Source organism: Rhizobium mulingense, from assembly GCF_029194105.1.
GTDB classification, from domain to species: Bacteria; Pseudomonadota; Alphaproteobacteria; order Rhizobiales; family Rhizobiaceae; genus Rhizobium; species Rhizobium mulingense.
Genome location: NZ_JARFVE010000010.1, coordinates 24,586 through 41,044, shown reverse-complemented (window position 1 = coordinate 41,044; position 16,459 = coordinate 24,586). Strand labels below are relative to the sequence as shown.

General features: G+C 61.0%; 18 protein-coding genes. 8 read left to right on the top strand and 10 right to left on the bottom strand.

Translation table 11 applies throughout. The features are described 5' to 3' along the window. Window positions 1-7: 7 nt before the first annotated feature. Together PYR71_RS21410 and PYR71_RS21405 are read right to left on the bottom strand one after the other, a co-directional pair. Window positions 8-1,249 carry a GNAT family N-acetyltransferase gene (locus PYR71_RS21410; RefSeq protein ID WP_275620749.1) on the bottom strand — a complete coding sequence of 414 codons (1,242 nt, stop codon included), beginning with the start codon at window positions 1,247-1,249 and terminating at the stop codon, window positions 8-10. Between the two features lie 118 nt (window positions 1,250-1,367). After that, on the bottom strand, window positions 1,368-1,577 hold the full coding sequence (locus tag PYR71_RS21405) for a DUF2842 domain-containing protein (RefSeq protein WP_275620748.1): 210 nt from the start codon (window positions 1,575-1,577) through the stop codon (window positions 1,368-1,370). Between the two features lie 114 nt (window positions 1,578-1,691). Between PYR71_RS21405 and PYR71_RS21400 the strand changes: the two genes are divergently transcribed. The 3 genes from PYR71_RS21400 to PYR71_RS21390 all read left to right on the top strand — a co-directional run bounded on the left by PYR71_RS21400 (window position 1,692) and on the right by PYR71_RS21390 (window position 4,110). After that, a complete protein-coding gene (locus PYR71_RS21400) occupies window positions 1,692-2,795 on the top strand; it encodes a COX15/CtaA family protein (RefSeq protein WP_275620747.1) in 1,104 nt (367 codons plus the stop codon). Between the two features lie 147 nt (window positions 2,796-2,942). After that, window positions 2,943-3,626, top strand: a complete 684-nt coding sequence (locus PYR71_RS21395; protein WP_275620746.1) for an exonuclease/endonuclease/phosphatase family protein — start codon at window positions 2,943-2,945, stop codon at window positions 3,624-3,626. A 91-nt stretch (window positions 3,627-3,717) separates the two neighbouring features. After that, on the top strand, window positions 3,718-4,110 hold the full coding sequence (locus tag PYR71_RS21390; RefSeq protein WP_275620745.1) for an exonuclease/endonuclease/phosphatase family protein: 393 nt from the start codon (window positions 3,718-3,720) through the stop codon (window positions 4,108-4,110). Window positions 4,111-4,192: 82 nt separating this feature from the next. Here PYR71_RS21390 and PYR71_RS21385 read toward each other — a convergent pair whose 3' ends face one another. The 3 genes from PYR71_RS21385 to speB are packed head-to-tail and all read right to left on the bottom strand — an operon-like array spanning window position 4,193 to window position 6,942. After that, window positions 4,193-4,984 (bottom strand): sulfite exporter TauE/SafE family protein, encoded by a 792-nt coding sequence (locus PYR71_RS21385; RefSeq protein WP_275620744.1) that lies wholly within the window; start codon window positions 4,982-4,984, stop codon window positions 4,193-4,195. Between the two features lie 4 nt (window positions 4,985-4,988). Beyond that, the gene (argC, locus tag PYR71_RS21380; RefSeq protein WP_183914900.1) at window positions 4,989-5,921 is read right to left on the bottom strand and encodes an N-acetyl-gamma-glutamyl-phosphate reductase; all 933 of its coding nucleotides are present in this window, start codon (window positions 5,919-5,921) and stop codon (window positions 4,989-4,991) included. A gap of 58 nt (window positions 5,922-5,979) precedes the next feature. Then, a complete protein-coding gene (gene speB, locus PYR71_RS21375) occupies window positions 5,980-6,942 on the bottom strand; it encodes an agmatinase (RefSeq protein WP_275620743.1) in 963 nt (320 codons plus the stop codon). 366 nt (window positions 6,943-7,308) lie between these two features. Here speB and PYR71_RS21370 point away from each other — a divergent pair, with 366 nt between their 5' ends. Beyond that, window positions 7,309-9,273, top strand: a complete 1,965-nt coding sequence (locus PYR71_RS21370; RefSeq protein WP_275620742.1) for an acyltransferase family protein — start codon at window positions 7,309-7,311, stop codon at window positions 9,271-9,273. Window positions 9,274-9,494: 221 nt separating this feature from the next. Here PYR71_RS21370 and rpsI read toward each other — a convergent pair whose 3' ends face one another. From rpsI to PYR71_RS21355, 3 genes are all read right to left on the bottom strand, one after another. Continuing rightward, window positions 9,495-9,962 carry a 30S ribosomal protein S9 gene (gene rpsI / locus PYR71_RS21365; RefSeq protein ID WP_009995734.1) on the bottom strand — a complete coding sequence of 156 codons (468 nt, stop codon included), beginning with the start codon at window positions 9,960-9,962 and terminating at the stop codon, window positions 9,495-9,497. A gap of 2 nt (window positions 9,963-9,964) precedes the next feature. Beyond that, window positions 9,965-10,429, bottom strand: a complete 465-nt coding sequence (gene rplM, locus PYR71_RS21360) for a 50S ribosomal protein L13 (protein WP_008521951.1) — start codon at window positions 10,427-10,429, stop codon at window positions 9,965-9,967. A 302-nt stretch (window positions 10,430-10,731) separates the two neighbouring features. Beyond that, window positions 10,732-11,610 carry a LysR family transcriptional regulator gene (locus PYR71_RS21355; protein ID WP_183914893.1) on the bottom strand — a complete coding sequence of 293 codons (879 nt, stop codon included), beginning with the start codon at window positions 11,608-11,610 and terminating at the stop codon, window positions 10,732-10,734. 91 nt (window positions 11,611-11,701) lie between these two features. Between PYR71_RS21355 and PYR71_RS21350 the strand changes: the two genes are divergently transcribed. Together PYR71_RS21350 and PYR71_RS21345 are read left to right on the top strand one after the other, a co-directional pair. Then, window positions 11,702-11,932: a DUF1127 domain-containing protein gene (locus PYR71_RS21350; RefSeq protein ID WP_183915464.1), complete on the top strand. Its 231-nt coding sequence runs from the start codon at window positions 11,702-11,704 to the stop codon at window positions 11,930-11,932. A gap of 93 nt (window positions 11,933-12,025) precedes the next feature. Continuing rightward, window positions 12,026-12,853 (top strand): enoyl-CoA hydratase, encoded by an 828-nt coding sequence (locus PYR71_RS21345; RefSeq protein ID WP_275620741.1) that lies wholly within the window; start codon window positions 12,026-12,028, stop codon window positions 12,851-12,853. Here PYR71_RS21345 and PYR71_RS21340 read toward each other — a convergent pair whose 3' ends face one another. Both PYR71_RS21340 and PYR71_RS21335 read right to left on the bottom strand, forming a co-directional pair. Then, on the bottom strand, window positions 12,854-13,690 hold the full coding sequence (locus tag PYR71_RS21340; RefSeq protein WP_183914889.1) for an EamA family transporter: 837 nt from the start codon (window positions 13,688-13,690) through the stop codon (window positions 12,854-12,856). It lies immediately after the preceding gene. A gap of 459 nt (window positions 13,691-14,149) precedes the next feature. Beyond that, window positions 14,150-14,473 carry a hypothetical protein gene (locus PYR71_RS21335; RefSeq protein WP_183914887.1) on the bottom strand — a complete coding sequence of 108 codons (324 nt, stop codon included), beginning with the start codon at window positions 14,471-14,473 and terminating at the stop codon, window positions 14,150-14,152. A gap of 118 nt (window positions 14,474-14,591) precedes the next feature. Here PYR71_RS21335 and PYR71_RS21330 point away from each other — a divergent pair, with 118 nt between their 5' ends. Both PYR71_RS21330 and PYR71_RS21325 read left to right on the top strand, forming a co-directional pair. Further along, window positions 14,592-15,020: a CoA-binding protein gene (locus PYR71_RS21330; protein WP_183914885.1), complete on the top strand. Its 429-nt coding sequence runs from the start codon at window positions 14,592-14,594 to the stop codon at window positions 15,018-15,020. 143 nt (window positions 15,021-15,163) lie between these two features. Then, entirely contained in the window at window positions 15,164-16,447 is a 1,284-nt protein-coding gene (locus tag PYR71_RS21325; RefSeq protein ID WP_275620740.1) for an O-acetylhomoserine aminocarboxypropyltransferase, read from the top strand. Window positions 16,448-16,459: the final 12 nt, after the last annotated feature.

Here is a 16,459-nt window from a genome sequence, read left to right as displayed (position 1 = left end):
AGACCGTTCAGCCGATCCTTGCCCGGATCCCCTGGGCGAATTTATAGAGCTTCGGGCGCGCCTTGATATGCGCCTTGCTGCGCGTGACGATCCTGTGCGCCGCGCCGGCGGCGACGCCGATCGGCGAAACCGGCAGCACCACGTCGTAATGCGCGGTCTCGACCGGCGCCCAGGATCGTTTGTAGGTCTGATCGCCTAAGCCGAAATCGAACAGCGCGACCCCTTTGCCGTGCAATCCCGAGATGGTCTGCCAATAGAGGAATTCGCCGGGGCTCGTATCCGGCACGAGGTCTTCGTCGATCGCCCCGAATTGGCAGATGACGTGATCGCCCTTGCGCGAGATGCCTGAGATCGCAGCGATCCGCTCCTCATCTCCGCCCTTCAGCCGCAGGACATGCATCTTCAGGCCGAAGGACTGCCCTGTTTCATCCTGCTTGTCGATGAGGCCGTGCAGGAAGGCCTGTGTTTCCCGGTCGGCAAAGACGTCGGGCAAGCCAAGGCTGGCAAAGCGGGCGCTCTTCAGGCGGAAGAAGATATCGAGCTGGCGATGCTGTTCTTCCGATGTTTCGGGGATGACGTATTCGACGCCGCCGGCGGCCTCGAGACGCCGCGATTGAACGCGGAATTTCTTACGACGGCTCTTGGCATTGATCTGTTTCAGCGTCTCCTCGAAAACGGCAAGGAGCGGCAGTTGATAGGCGTGGTTCTGGTTTTGCACCATCGGCAGCCCGGTGAGCGGCGTCTGCCGTCCGCGCCACTCCAACGGAATGTTTTGCAGCAACAGCAGATCGGCTCGCCCCTTCAACGCATGCTGAAGCTGACGCGCGAATTTTTCGGCGTCGATGCTCCCGCCGCTTTCGGCGAAATTCCTGGAGAATAGACCGGTATTGATATTGCTGTGATCGGCAGCGATGAATTTCGCGACGGCAAGCCCACGCGACCTGACGATCTCGACCGGCAGAATGAAGGCCGTCTCGCCGGCATAGGTGCCTTTGAGGATGGCCAGCGGCCGTTGAAAGGCGTTTACCCAGGCGGCGCACCAATCGTAGCTCTGATGGAGCGACTGGAGATTGTCGGCCTCCAGAGCCCGCCAATCATCCTCCAACGGCTGCATCGCGTCGAAAACCGCGATGTCGATCTTGGCCATGGCAAGTTGCATGCTCACCTGGCGTAAGCGTGAAATCGCCGTGGCGGCCAGCGCGCCATCGTCTGACGGCTGTTCACGGACGTCGAGCTTTTGCGTCTGCACTGAAACTCTCCGGTCAAAATGCTGAGCGGGAAGGTAGGGATGCAGGACGTATATTTGGTTTAATCGTCGACCATCAGCGAGGTTTTCCGGCGATCACGGTTATCCGGCCGTTAATGGCTTACTGCTGCCGCGGTCCGGCCATCCATTTGATGATCACCATCGCCGGCAAGATCCAAAGCAGGCCCGTGAGCAGGAAGTAGAGCAGGTGCCCCCACCAGGGCGCGTTGCCGAGCGTCGCCACTGCGATCGTATTCGCCGCCAGCGCATAGACCAGCACGAGCACGATGATGAGAATCGTGCCGATGAATTTGCGGAGGCGGACGGGCATTGTTTATCTCTTATATGGGTAGCGCGGAGCGGCGCGACGGCATGCCGCAAAGCTCCGGGGCTTGTTTTGCATGAGCCGGTGGGGCAAATCAACTGCCGGATAGAAGGAGACATCATGGCCGTCGCGAACCCTACCATGGAACAGGCGATCCTGAGCGAAGTACGCAAGCAGAACCGCAACCGCCGGGCCTTGCGGCTGTGGCTCGGGGTCGTGCTTTTGGCGCTCTTCTGTCTCGTGCTCGTCGGCGGCGCCACGCGACTGACCAATTCGGGCCTGTCGATCACCGAATGGAAACCGATCCACGGCGTTATTCCGCCGCTGTCGGCTGCCGAATGGGAGGAGGAATTCCGCCTCTACCAGCGCATTCCCGAGTTTCAGCAATTGAACAGCTCTATGACCGTCGACGAGTTCAAAGGCATTTTCTGGTGGGAATGGGCCCACCGGCTCATCGCCCGCGGCATCGGCGTGATCTTCGCGGTGCCGCTCACCTTTTTTTGGGTGACCAGGCGCATCGAAAGGCGCCTGCGCTGGCCACTCGTCGGCATTCTGGCGCTCGGCGGCCTGCAGGGTTTTATCGGCTGGTGGATGGTGTCCTCGGGTCTTTCCGTCCGCACCGACGTCAGCCAGTACCGGCTTGCGACACATCTCGTCATGGCCTGTCTGATCTTTGCCGGCTGCATGTGGATTATGCGCGGTCTCTCGCCGCATTCCAACGATCCGGCGCCGGCGCGCAGTTCGCGCGGTTTTGCCGCCGTCATCGCCATCTTCGCGCTGTTCCAGATCTATCTCGGGGCGCTGGTGGCCGGGCTCGATGCCGGTTTCTCCTACAATACCTGGCCGCTGATGGATGGGGCCGTCATCCCCTCGGATCTCTTGATCCAGCAGCCCTTCTGGATCAACGCTTTCGAGAACCCGAAGACCGTGCAGTTCATCCACCGCGTCGGCGCCTATGCGCTCTTCGCGTTGACCTTGATCAACATGGTCATTTCCCTGCGCGCCGCACCCTGGACCACCCATGCCCGCCGCGCCGTCGTGCTTTTCTCGTTGGTGACGCTACAGGCGGCGATCGGCATCGCCACGCTGCTGCTGCAGGTGCCGCTTCACTGGGGCCTGCTGCATCAGGCCGGCGCCCTGGTGGTCTTCGGTTTCGCCGTCGCCAACTGGCGCGGCTTTTACGGCGAATATCCGCACGCCACGGCAATTGCGGAGCGCGATTGAAGCTTGCCCTCGACGCGGGCCGGCCCGCGCGGCGCGCGGATGCGAGTCGTTCAGGACCAACGGGCAATTGCACTTAAACGTGTAATATTGCCTCGCTATATGCACTGGGGTAGGTTCGGCGAACCGACGGCAGCGTGGAGGGGGGCGATGTCGAATAATTACGCCGGGATGCGCAGGGCCTTGGCGGGGCAGCCGAAGGGAACGATCGAGCGCTGCGCGCAGCGCCTACTCGATATTCGCAGGAGGCTGGCGCCATTGCGCACCCAGAAGAAAGACAGCTCGCTGTTGCTGGCGACCTGGAACATCCGCGATTTCGATTCCAACAAGTTTGGCTTTGGGCCACGCCTTCCGGAAACTTTTTACTATATCGCCGAGATGATCGCATGCTTCGATCTGGTGGCCATCCAGGAAGTCAACCGCGACCTTTCCGCCCTGGAAAAGGTGATGAAGATTCTCGGCCGGGAATGGGATTATATCGCAACGGATACGACGGCCGGTTCCGGTGGAAATTCCGAGCGCATGGCCTTCGTCTACAATACCGAGAAGGTCTGGTTCCGCAAGATAGCCGGCGAAGTCGTGCTGCCGGAAGGTCACCTCGTCGTTTCAAGCAAAAAGGCTAAGGCGCCGAAAGGCCAGCCCGATGTCGAGCCGAAGACAGTCGAGATGGAGCAGCAATTCGCCCGCAGCCCGTTTCTCGTGGCGTTCCAGTCCAGCTGGTTCCGGTTCAGCCTTTGCACGGTGCATATCTACTATGGCGCGGATTCGGGCGAGCAGTTGAAACGGCGGATCGGGCCAGCACCTCGTCGAGTTTTTCGCCGCCCGGCAGGATGAAGCCAGCAGCCAGGAACTCGACTTCAGCGGCGCCGTCGAAAACTATATCCTGCTTGGCGATTTCAACGTCGTTAGCCCCGAACATGAGACGATGAAGGCCCTGAAGAGCCATGGCTTCGTGGTTCCCGCGGAGATCGACGGCAAGAAGGTGCGAAAGCTGGGCGACCATTTCTACGACCAGATCGCCGTGCGCGTGAAGGACAAGCGTTTCAAAGTGATGACCGGCGGACTGATCGACCTTTATACCGACGTCTTCCGCTCCACCGACGAAGACCGGGCGCTCTATGCCGGATTCCTGCCGAAGAGCGATCCGGAAGGCGATCCGAAATTCAAGGCAAAGACGCCTGAGGCACTCTACGAGAAATGGCGGACATGGCAGATGTCGGATCATGCCCCGCTGTGGCTGGAGATCAATACCGATTTCACCGAGAGTTACCTTCAGACGATTGCGGCCGGCGGACCGCCCGGCCCGAAGCCGGCCTAAAGCGCATCGCAACAAACTTGATTCATGCGACGTGCTTTATAAAGCTGCCCCGGAACCGCTGCACACTTCCGGGTGAAATGCATTAGTGCAGCGACCCATCGAGCAGCGGCATGCCGATGATCGCCGCGGCGGCGATCAGCACGTAGCAGGCGATCCGGAAGGTCCGTTCCTTGGCCAGTCCGAACAGTTTCGAGCCGCCGTAAAGCCCCAGCGCATAACTCGGCAGAACCACGGCCGTCAGCGCAAACACGGCGGGGACGAACAGTCCGCCCACATAATAGCTGATGGCGCTGAAGACGGTGGAACTGGAGAAATAGAGCACGACATTGGCTCTGACGCGCGTGAAATCGCTCTTGCCGCCAAGCCAATAGGCGACGACAGGCGGTCCGCCGAGCTGTGCGCCGCCGCTGAAGAGACCGGCAATCAGGCCGACGCCGCTGCTGAGCGGTGCCGAAGGCGCGCCGTGATAACGCCATCCGGAGACGAGAAGTGCGAGCAGTGAGATGGCGATGATTGTGATGCTCCAGCGCAACAGCGTCGGGTCGAGCAGCGCCAGCATCGCCGTGCCGGCCGGCACCCCGAGTGCCGCACCCGCGGCCATGACGAAGACCTCGGGCCGGTTGGCGTTGCGCCAGGCGGGTGGAATCATCCCGAGCGTGGCAATGCCGTCGACGACGAGCAGGATCGGCGAGACAAGCTTCGGCCCGATGATGGCCCCGCCGAGCGGAATGAAGATCAGCGCTGCCCCGAAACCGGAAAAGCCGCGGGCGAGCCCGGCGATGAAGGCAAAGGCCATCAGCGCATAGGTGCCTTGATCGGGCAGGGCGGCGGCAAACCAGGCCCGCCCGTCGGTGATAAGCGCATCCAGCGTCATGACGTCAGGAAGCGAGCATCAGGTCCATGTTCTGCACTGCAGCACCCGAGGCGCCCTTGCCGAGATTGTCGAGCAGCGCAACAAGATTAACATGCGACCCGCCCGGCGTGCCGAAGACGAACAGCTTCATCGTGTCCTTGCCTTCGAGCTCGACGGCGTTGACGCGGGGGAGCGCCTTGCTTTCGGCGAGCGGCACGACAGTGACGATGTTCTGGCCAGCATAGTGAGCGACGAGAGCGGCGTGGATGCTTTCCATCGTCGTGCCCTCGGCGAGATCGTCGAGATGCAGCGGCACCTGCACGATCATGCCCTGCGCGAATTTGCCGACCGATGGCGAGAAGATCGGCGCCCGATCGAGCAGGCCGTGCACGGTCATTTCGGGCACGTGCTTGTGGGTGAGGGGCAGACCGTAGAGGAAGTGCGGCGCGGTGATTGCATCCGGGTGATCCGGATTTTCCATCTGGGCGATCATCTGCTTGCCGCCACCGGTATAGCCGGAAACCGCATTGACCGTCACCGGATAACCATCCGGCAGGAGGCCGGCGGCACGCAGCGGCCGGATCAGGCCGATTGCGCCTGTCGGATAGCAGCCGGGGTTGGCGACGAAACGGGCGGCCTTGATCTTGTCGGCCTGCGCGCCGTCCATTTCGGCAAAGCCGTAGGCCCAGCCGGGATTGACGCGGAAGGCGGTCGACGTGTCGATGACGCGCACGTTGTTGTTGGCCGAGACCATCTGAACCGCTTCCTTCGATGCCTCGTCGGGCAGACAGAGAATGGCGATATCAGCGCTGTTCAGCATGTCCTCGCGCAGGGCGGCGTTGCGCCGCTCGGCCTCGGGAATGGACAGAAGCTCGACATCGCGGCGGCCGGCCATGCGCGTGCGGATCTGCAGACCCGTTGTGCCGTGTTCGCCGTCGATGAAGATTTTCGGTGCCATGTTAACCTGCGCTTTCAATGGGTTCGGAAGGTTTCCGGATTCATTTTGGGATAATAAGTCAGCCTTGTGACACGGCGATGGCGCGTCGCTCCGCATGAAGCCCCAGCATATACATCGCCACCGTTGCCCCCGCAATGGCGGTGATATCGGCATGGTCGTAGGGCGGCGAAACCTCGACGATATCGGCTCCGCGGATATCGAGCTGGTGCAGGCGCTGCAGCACTGAGAGAATTTTGGCGCTCGACGGTCCGCCGGCGACCGGCGTGCCGGTGCCGGGCGCAAAGGCCGGATCGAGGCAATCGATGTCGAAGGTGAGATAGGCCGGCGCGCCGCGCGTGTGGGAAATGATCGCCGAAGCGATATCGCCGGCAGTCATATCCTCGACCTGATGACCATAGAGAATATTGATGCCGCAATCTTCCGGCGCATGGGTGCGGATGCCGATCTGGATCGAGCGATCGGGGTCGATGATGCCTTCACGGGTGGCCCGCGCGACAAAGGAGCCGTGGTCGATGCGCCGCTCTTCGTCGAACCAGGTGTCCTGATGCGCGTCGAACTGCACGAGCGCCAGCGGCCCGTGTTTCGCCGCATGCGCTTTCAGCAGTGGCCAGGTGACGTAATGATCGCCGCCGAGCGTCAGCAGGAAGGCGCCGCTATCGAGGATCGCGTTCGCCTGGCGTTCGATGGCGCCGGGCGTATCCTGGTGATTGCCGTAATCGAGCAGGCAATCGCCGTAGTCGATCACCGCCATGTCGGCGAACAATTGGCGGTTGAATGGATATTGCGCATCATTGTCGAAGATCGCCGAGGCACGCCGGATTGCCTGAGGGCCGAAGCGTGTGCCTGGCCGGTTCGAGGTGGCGGCGTCGAAAGGAATGCCCCAGACGGCGACATCGGCGCCGGCGAGTTCCTTGGTGAAGCGGCGGCGCATGAAGGACAGCGCGCCGGCAAAGGTCGGGTCGCTGGCGGCGGAGGTGAGGCTGGTCGCTGTGAAGGCGTGATCGATGGTCTTGTTCGCCAAGTCATGCTCCTTTTTTCGGTCGCAGAACCATAGTCGCATTCAATGCGGACGCTGCCTTGCAGGATGTTCGACGTCAGAGCGTCGGCGTGGGCCCGCGCGAAGGAGTTGGCTTAATCCATTCGCGCAGAAAGGGGTAGGCGAGCTGTCTGCGGATTTCAAGCAATCGTTCGGATGACCGCGTTGCCGAGACTCGGCAACAAGGCCCTGTCCTCCTCCTGCACCGACGATTTTGACAAAATCTGTGGTTTATTCAAAGTTTTACTGAAATTCCTGCTTGCAGAAAAATTCGCATTTCCGTATGCAATGCCGGGTTGCAGATTCGGTGCGCGTAGTCAGTAAGAATACGATATTTTAGGAATATTTTGAGTGATTTACCGAGAGATTGACGGCCTGCGGGCGGCCGCGGTGATGCCCGTTATTCTATTTCATGCGGGTTTTAGTTTCTTCAGCGGCGGCTTCATCGGCGTCGACGTCTTCTTTGTCATCAGCGGCTTTCTGATAACGTCGATCATCCTTGAGGAGATAGGCAACGGTACCTTCTCGCTGGCGGCATTCTACGAGCGCCGCGCCCGTCGTATCCTGCCGGCCCTGTTTCTCGTCGTCCTGTGCTGTCTGCCCTTTGCCTGGCTCTGGGTCATGCCGGAGGAATTTCGCGCGTTCTCCGACAGTCTTATTGCCACCAGCCTCTCCGGTGCCAATTTCCTGTTCTGGTTCAAAAGCGGCTATTTTGCGCCGGAGGCCGCAGAGGTGCCGCTGCTCCACATCTGGAGCCTGGCCGTCGAAGAACAATATTACATGTTCTTTCCGCTACTCGTCATGTTCATGTGGAAGCGCAAGCGGAACTGGCTCTTTGCCGTCCTGGTTGCGCTCGCCCTTGCCAGCCTTGCCTATAGCGAGTGGGCGTCACGGGTCCATCCCTCGGCCAATTTCTATTTCCTGCCGTCGCGGGCCTGGGAATTTCTGGCCGGATCGACCTGCAGCTTCATGCAGTTGAAGGGGCAAAAGCGCGGCAGCGATCCGCTGTCGTTCCTCGGTTTCGGCATGATCGCCTTCTCCATCTTCTATTTCGACGAAACCTCGCCGATTCCCTCCACGCTCGCCCTGGTTCCCGTGGTCGGCGCGATGCTCGTGCTGCTCTATGCGCGGCAGGGAACCTGGGTGGCGGCACTGCTTTCGACCCGTGTCTTCACCATGATCGGGCAGATCAGCTACAGCGCCTATCTCTGGCACCAGCCGCTTTTTGCCTTTGCGCGGATCCGCAGCATCGATCCGCCCCCGTTGACCGTGATGGGCGTTCTTACCTGCCTTTCGCTTGTGCTTGCCTATGTCTCGTGGCGTTTCGTCGAGCAGCCGTTCCGCAGGCGAGAGCGCCGATTGCTGCCGTCGACCCGCAGCCTGGCCGCGTCGGTATCCCTGGTGTTGGCCGCCTTTATCGCCTTCGGCATTTACGGCCACGATACCCGCGGCATTCCATGGCGTCTGCCGGCACCGATCAAGGAATTCATGGCGAACAATGGTTGGAGCAAGACCTGCCTTCTCGAGGGCTCGTCGGGCTGGGATACGATGCCGATCCAGGGCTGCGTATTCAACGGCAGCCACGAACAGACATACGCCATCCTTGGAGATTCCCTGGCGTCGTCGCTGACGCCGGCGCTGGCCAAGCGTCTGGACGGCATGAATATCGGCCTGCAACAGATTACGCACAGCTTCTGTGCGCCGGTCGCCGACGTCTCGATGGTCCCCCACCAGGCGCGCGACTGCGGTGCCTTCAACGCTGCGGCGATCGACTATCTCGTCAAGAGCAAGGTGAAAACGGTCTTTCTCGCTGCCTCCTGGAAGATCTTTTTCGAGCAGTCGCGCTACAGGTTCAGCGGCGAGGAAGTCGCGACATCAGACGTAGGGCAGAGTTTGAGGGATGCTTTCGACAAAACCGTGGGCGAGCTGACATCGGCCGGCATCCGCGTCGTCATCATCTATCCTCATCCGCGCGGGGATACGGAGATCGCTGCCAAGGTCGCGAAGCTGATGCACAAGGGCACGCCGACGCCGACGATCACGATCGCCCAGGATGAATTTCTCCGGCAATCGGCGCCTTCCTACGCCTATCTCGACGACCCCAAAGACAGGCATGTCCTACGCGTCGATCCGGCCAGGATCTTCTGCGGAAGAGAGGCGGGCCGGTGCGATCTGGCGCGGGACGGCAAGACGTTTATTTCCGACAAGTTGCATTTCACCCCGGCGGGTGCGGATGCCGTCGCCGACGAAATCCTGTACGCTCTCAGGCAAGACGACACCGTGGATGGAAACGTGGCCGCCCTTTCCTCCGACTGATGCACGTCGCTCTGACGAACCAAAGCGCGTCGCTATCTTTCAGACGCGCTGCTTGTGCTTTGACTCATACCGCTACCGCAGAACCGCGGTGCGGTTTTGCGCGAGATGTTTTTGGCGTCCTGAATTGCGCAGCGCGGCAGTAATTCTGCCCTTTTCGGGCGATTGCACAATAAAAAAGGCCGGGTTGCCCCGGCCTTCGTAATTCCGTCTGTCGGAAGCGATTAGCGCTTCGAGAACTGGAAGGAGCGGCGGGCCTTTGCCTTGCCGTACTTCTTACGTTCGACGACGCGGCTGTCGCGGGTCAGGAACCCGCCCTTCTTCAGCACCGAGCGCAGGCCCGGTTCGAAGTAGGTGAGCGCCTTTGACAGGCCGTGGCGAACGGCACCGGCCTGGCCGGAGAGGCCGCCGCCGGCAACGGTTGCGACGATGTCGAACTGGCCGTCACGGGCAGCCGCGACGATCGGCTGGCGCAGGATCATCTGCAGCACCGGACGGGCGAAATACTCCGCAAATTCCTTGCCGTTGACGATGATCTTGCCGGAGCCCGGCTTGACCCAGACGCGGGCGACGGCGTTCTTGCGCTTGCCGGTCGCATAGGAGCGGCCGAGCGAATCGACCTTGCGGACGTGGGCCGGAGCAGCAGCTTCGGAAGCCGTGCCGAGATCCTTCAGGGAGGAGAGGTCAGCCATGATCAGGCGCTCCTTACGTTCTTTTTGTTGAGCGCGGCAACGTCGAGGGCGACCGGCTGCTGGGCTTCATGGGGATGGTTGGCGCCGGCATAGACGCGCAGGTTCTTCATCTGGCGACGGCCGAGCGGGCCGCGCGGAACCATGCGCTCGACGGCCTTTTCAAGGACGCGCTCCGGGAAGCGGCCTTCGATGATCTGGCGTGCAGTGCGTTCCTTGATTCCGCCGGCGTAACCGGTGTGCCAGTAGTAGACCTTGTCGGAATACTTCTTGCCGGTGAAAACGACCTTGTCGGCATTGATGACGATCACGTTGTCGCCGTCGTCAACGTGGGGCGTGAAGGTTGCCTTGTGCTTGCCGCGCAGGCGCATAGCGATGATGGAAGCGAGACGACCAACGACCAGCCCTTCGGCGTCGATGATCACCCACTTCTTCTCCACCTCTGCAGGCTTCTGGGAGAAGGTAGCCATAATGAATACTCTCTTTTGGGACCCTTGCCCGAAGGCTGGAGGGCGTTTCTTGTTGCTTGGATTGGCAGGCGCAAGGCGTGCCAAAAAGAAAGCAGCCGGAAAGGCTGCGTTCTGGCGCGGTGTATAAAGGGAATGTGTTATCGGGTCAATATCGACACGCCCGGCGGTCTCAAAAGAAACATAAGCAAAAACAGCCGCTTAGCTATGTGGTATTATATTGCCTCAAATTAGGTGAGGCGGGAAGCTGCCATATTGAAGGTTTTTTCTCCGTCGCGTCGGGACTTGTGGGGTCGAAGCGGTGTTTAATCCTTGCACTCGCGCAGACATTTCATCATTTCCCGAAGGCCGCGTGTCAGATGTTTGTCCCGGCGCAGAACCATGCCGAGCCGGCGCATGAGCTTCGGCTTCAGCGACGACGTCGTCACCAGGCCGGCACGGTCGCGCTTGAGCGCCAACCCCGGCAGGATCGACCAGCCGAGCCCGACGGCCACCAGCTCCTTGATCGCCTCGACGCTGCCGAATTCCATCGCCGGACGGGTCCTGCCATCAGGGGCGGCGAGCCACGCGTCGATTGCCCGCCTGGTATTGCCGCCCTCGTAAAGCAGCAGCGTCCTGTCGCGCATAAAGGCGGCATCCGGTCCGCCTTCGGGCAGCAGGCTGCCTGCGGGCGCGACAGCCAGCAATTCCTCCTCGTAAAACGGTTCAATCTCGAAGTTTCGTCCCGATGCCGGCAAGGCCACGACGGCGATGTCTAGGCTATTGGCCTCCAGATCGCGCAGAATATCATCGGCATTGCCGATATTGACGGTGATTTCGAGGCCGGGCATCGCCTGCCTGGCGGCGGCGATGGCGCGCGGCAGGAGATGAATCGAGGCCGTGCCACCGCTGCCGATGCGCACCCGGCCGCTGGCGCCATCCCTGTGGGGCATCATTGCTTCTTCCGCCGCGGCTGCTTCCTGCAGCAGACGCCTCGCGTGCGAAAGCAGGTCGAGGCCGGCCGCCGTTGGTTGCGCCCGCCGCCCGACGCGCTCGATCAGCCTGACGCCGAGCCGCTGTTCGAGGCCTTTGATCTGCAGGCTGACGGCCGGTTGCGTCACACCTTCCTTGTCGGCGGCCGCCGTAAAGCTTCCAAGATCGGCGACGTTGACGAAGGTTGCGAGCTGATCGAGATTGAGCGGCACCCAAAGAAATCCTTATGCATATTATAATATCCATAAGCTTCTTTCGCGGCATCTTCCAGCGCATCTTATCTCCGTTGAGAAAGGACAAAAGATGACCCTGGAATTCGGCGAGATATTAGCGACACCGCGCAACGCCCTTTGTTTGAAACTTCGCGAGACGGCACGCCGGGGCCGGCGGCTGCTGGCGGCCATCGAGTGTCGGCTCGAAAAGCGACGCAGCCGCCGCAAGCTTTCGGACCTCACCGATGATGAGCTTCGCGATATCGGTCTGACCCGTGCGCAGGCGACGGCCGAGACATCGAAATCGTGGTTCTGGTTTTGACCACGCCGCAGCGGGGAGGGCGGATCCTGCTCGAAATTGCCGGCGCCTTGTGGCAGAACAGGTGTGTGGAAATCGAGCGCAGGGAGCAGCAACATGGCCGAAATAGTATCCTTCCGAAAGGACGCGGACAGGATAGACGGATTGTTGCTCCGCTCGCTGCGCGACGGCGTGCTGCGGCTCGTGCTCAACGATTTGCCGGCCAATGCGCTTTCGATTGCGCTTCTGGAGGCGCTGATGGCCGAGCTCGAAAAGGCGGAGGCGGATTTGGATGTGCGCGTCGTCGTCATCGCCTCGACCGGCTCCATCTTTTCCGCCGGCCATGACCTCAAGGAACTCACGGCCCATCGCGTCGACGAAGACCGGGGCGCTGCGTTCTTCGAGAAAAGCTTCCGCCTCTGCGCCGATCTGATGCTGAAGATCGCGCATCTGCCAAAACCTGTTATCGCCGAGGTCGACGGGCTTGCAACGGCTGCCGGCTGTCAGCTCGTTGCCTCCTGTGATCTGGCGATCTGCACGGACACGTCGACGTTCTGTACGCCGGGCGTCAATATCGGCCTGTTCTGTTCGACGCCGATGGTGGCGGTTACCCGTGCCGCCCATCGCAAACAGGCAATGGAAATGCTTCTGACCGGCGAGACGATCGACGCTTCGACCGCCAAGGATTTCGGCCTCGTCAACCGCATCGTGCCGAAGCAGTATCTGGCGCAGGTCGTTTCCAAATATGCGGCCGTGATCGCTGGCAAATCGCCATTGATCCTGAAAATCGGCAAGCAAGCATTTTATCGGCAGCTCGAACTGCCGGTGGAGGCAGCCTATGACTATGCCGCCAAGGTGATGGTGGAGACCATGCTGACGCAGGATGCGCAGGAGGGCATCGGCGCCTTCCTCGGCAAGCGCAAGCCGGAATGGAAGGGCGAATGATCACGCCAGCTTCAGAACCAGCACGCCGGCCGCAATGACGACGCCGGCGAGGTAACGCCAGATCCCGGCTTTTTCCTTGAACACGGCGACCGAGATCACCAGAGCGAAGACGATCGCGGTTTCCCGCAACGCGGCAACGGTCGCGACCGGAGCCTTCGTCATCGCCCAGAGCGCCAGTCCGTAAGATGCAATCGAACCCGCGCCGCCGATAAGGCCGCGCCACCAGTTGCGGCGAACGTGGCGCACCACCGTCAGGCTGCCGCGCCGGGACGCCGCCCAGGCAAACAGCAGTATGGGCGGCAGCAGCGACATCCAAAGCGTATAGGAAACCGCGTTGCCTGAAAGGCGGGCGCCGATGCCGTCGACATAAGTGTAGCTGGCGATGACGAAGGCATTGGCAATGGAGAGGACGACGGCGCGGCCGCTGCCGCGACGCGCCTCCAGAGCGAGCGTCAGGACGCCGGCCGAGATCGTCATGATGCCGGCGAGCGCGGCGCCGGAAAGATCTTCCCTGAGGATGACACCGCTTGTTGCGGCGATCAGCAACGGCGCGCAACCACGCATCAGCGGATAGACCAGGCCGATATCGCCGGCCCGGTAGGCGGCGGCAACCAGCTGGAAATAGACGAACTGCAGGATGGCCGACGCGCCGATAAACGGCCAGGCCGCACTTTGCGGCAATGGCAGAAATGCCAAAAACGGCAAGGCCGATACGGCGCCGCCGGCCGAAATCAGCGCCGCATCAAGGGATTTATCGCTCCCCGCTTTGACGATCGCGTTCCATGTCGCATGAAGCAATGCACCGAACAGAACGAGCAGGATGACGTCGAGGGGCAAGGATAAATCCTGGACTACGGGGGAAAGACAAGCGCTTCGCCCCGACGGGGCAAACTTCTGGTAAGACAACTGCGATTTGCACGAAAATGCGTTGCCGCAGTCGCGGATGTCTTCATGTCCGCAATATCACGCTTCCAATGTCCCAACAATGGCGGGTGCAGCCGGCAATTTTTGCGTGCGCTCGATATGCGTTCAATCCAAGCGATCTTCTCAACTATGAGATGCCGCTAATGGACACCAGAACATAGGGCGAATTTCCGAAGAACGAAAGCAGAAAACGCTTGGAGGGATTCCTGTGTGGATCTTTCTATGTTGCTGAAATACAGATTTTATTCTATAACTTTGACATACGTGGAAAATAAAGCTGGTGATTGCATATTCTCAGAAAAATCGTGAGGCGGCGGACGTTCCCAAACGCGAAGGGCGTAGGGCGTTGCGACGGTCACGGCAACAAAAACCTCAGAGCTGATAATGCGGAACGAACAGCATCCCGTCCAGGTTGTCTATGTTCTGACAGTTCAGAACGGGACACCGGGGATTGTCTTTCGAGGGAATGTGCGTCCACTCCGCATAGTCGGTCGCGTCGCAATAATTGCTGTTGCGGACGTAGCGATCATAGAGGGGCAGACCGCGGGGCGACTGATAGCGGAAAATGACGGCGCCCTGATTGTGGATGGCGGCGCGCACGCTGTCGCAGCTCATGGCGAGCGGGTTGTAGCGCGAGATCGCCAGCGCCGGCGATGCGGCGAGCACGAGCATGAGGGCAAGAGCGATTTTTTTCATCGAATCATCCTCAGAGAGTGTCCAATTCATATATACGGGAAAGGCGCGCAACTGGTTTCACGCAAACGCAAAATTACGCGCGCCGTGGCGAAAGTCTTTCGCAAGTGGAGAAGCGGACATGAATCACGACAGCTACACGGATGATTTCCTCGCCCAAATCCTGCATTCGGTGAAGACCATCGCCCTGACCGGTGCTTCGCCCAATCCGGCGCGGCCGAGCAACGGCGTCATGGGCTATCTGCTGTCGCGCGGCTATGAGGTCATTCCGGTCAACCCGGGGCAGGCGGGTAAACAAATCCACGGCCGCACCGTCTTTGCGCGGCTCGCCGACATTCCGGTGCCGATCGACATGGTCGACGTCTTTCGCGCTGCCGAATATCTGGACGGCGTCGTCGAGGAGGCCTTAGCGCTGAAGCCTTTGCCGAAGGTCATCTGGGCGCAGCTCGGCGTCCGCGACGATGCGGCTGCGGCAAAGGCGGAGGCCGCCGGCATAAAGGTGGTGATGAACCGCTGTCCGGCGATCGAGTATCCCCGGCTGATTGCTTAATCTCATTGCCCGATCTCATTGCTTGAGCTGCGCTCTGCAGAGACGGATTTTCCACCGAATGCCCGCGGGTTGAAACGGATCGCGATTAACTTTCGTCCGGGAGAGGCTATGATCCCGGCCGTCAGCAACAACGGGAGGACGACATGGCCAAGAATGATCCGGGATTCAACACGTTGGCGATCCATGCCGGTGCGCAGCCCGACCCGGCGACCGGCGCGCGGGTGACGCCGATCTACCAGACGACCGCCTACGTCTTCAACGATTCCGATCATGCCGCCGCGCTCTTCGGCCTGCAGGCTTTTGGCAATATCTACACCCGCATCATGAACCCGACGCAGGCCGTGCTGGAGGAGCGCGTCGCAGCGCTCGAGGGTGGCACGGCGGCCCTTGCCGTCGCCTCCGGCCATGCCGCACAGATGATCGTCTTCCACACCATCATGCGCCCCGGCGAGAATTTCATCGCCGCCCGCGAGCTCTACGGGGGCTCGATCAACCAGTTCGGCCATGCCTTCGAGAATTTCGGCTGGCAGGTGCGCTGGGCCGATTGCGCCGATCCGGCAAGCTTCGAAAGCCAGATCGACGAAAAGACGCGCGGCATCTTCATCGAGAGCCTTGCCAATCCCGGCGGCACCTTCGTCGATATCGCCGCGATCGCCGACGTGGCGCATCGCCATGGCCTGCCGCTCATCGTCGACAATACGATGGCAACACCCTATCTCATCCGTCCGATCGAACACGGCGCCGATATCGTCGTGCATTCGCTGACCAAGTTTCTCGGGGGCCACGGCAATTCCATGGGTGGCCTCATCGTCGACGGCGGTACCTTCGACTGGTCGAAATCCGGAAACTACCCGATGCTGTCGAGCCCCCGGCCGGAATACAACGGCATGGTCCTGCACGCGACCTTCGGCAATTTCGCCTTTGCGATTGCCGCCCGCGTTCTTGGTCTGCGCGACCTCGGGCCGGCGATCTCGCCATTCAACGCTTTCCTGATCCTGACCGGCATCGAAACGCTGCCGCTGAGGATGCCGCGCCATAGCGACAATGCGATTGCGGTGGCGAGGTGGCTGAAGGCGCACAGCAAGATCGCCTGGGTGAATTATGCTGGCCTCGAAGACGACCCGAACCACGCCCTGCAGCAGCGCTATTCGCCGAAGGGCGCCGGCTCCGTCTTCACCTTCGGCGTCAATGGCGGTTATGAGGCGGGAAAAACGCTGGTCGAGGGCCTGGAGCTCTTCTCCCACCTTGCCAATATCGGCGACACCCGCTCGCTCGTCATCCATCCTGCCTCGACGACGCACCGGCAGTTGAGCGACGAACAGAAGATCGCCGCCGGGGCCGGCCCCGACGTGGTGCGCCTTTCGATCGGCATCGAGGACGTCAAGGACATCATTGCCGACCTCGAACAGGCGCTTTCGAAGATCTGAATGCCGAATACA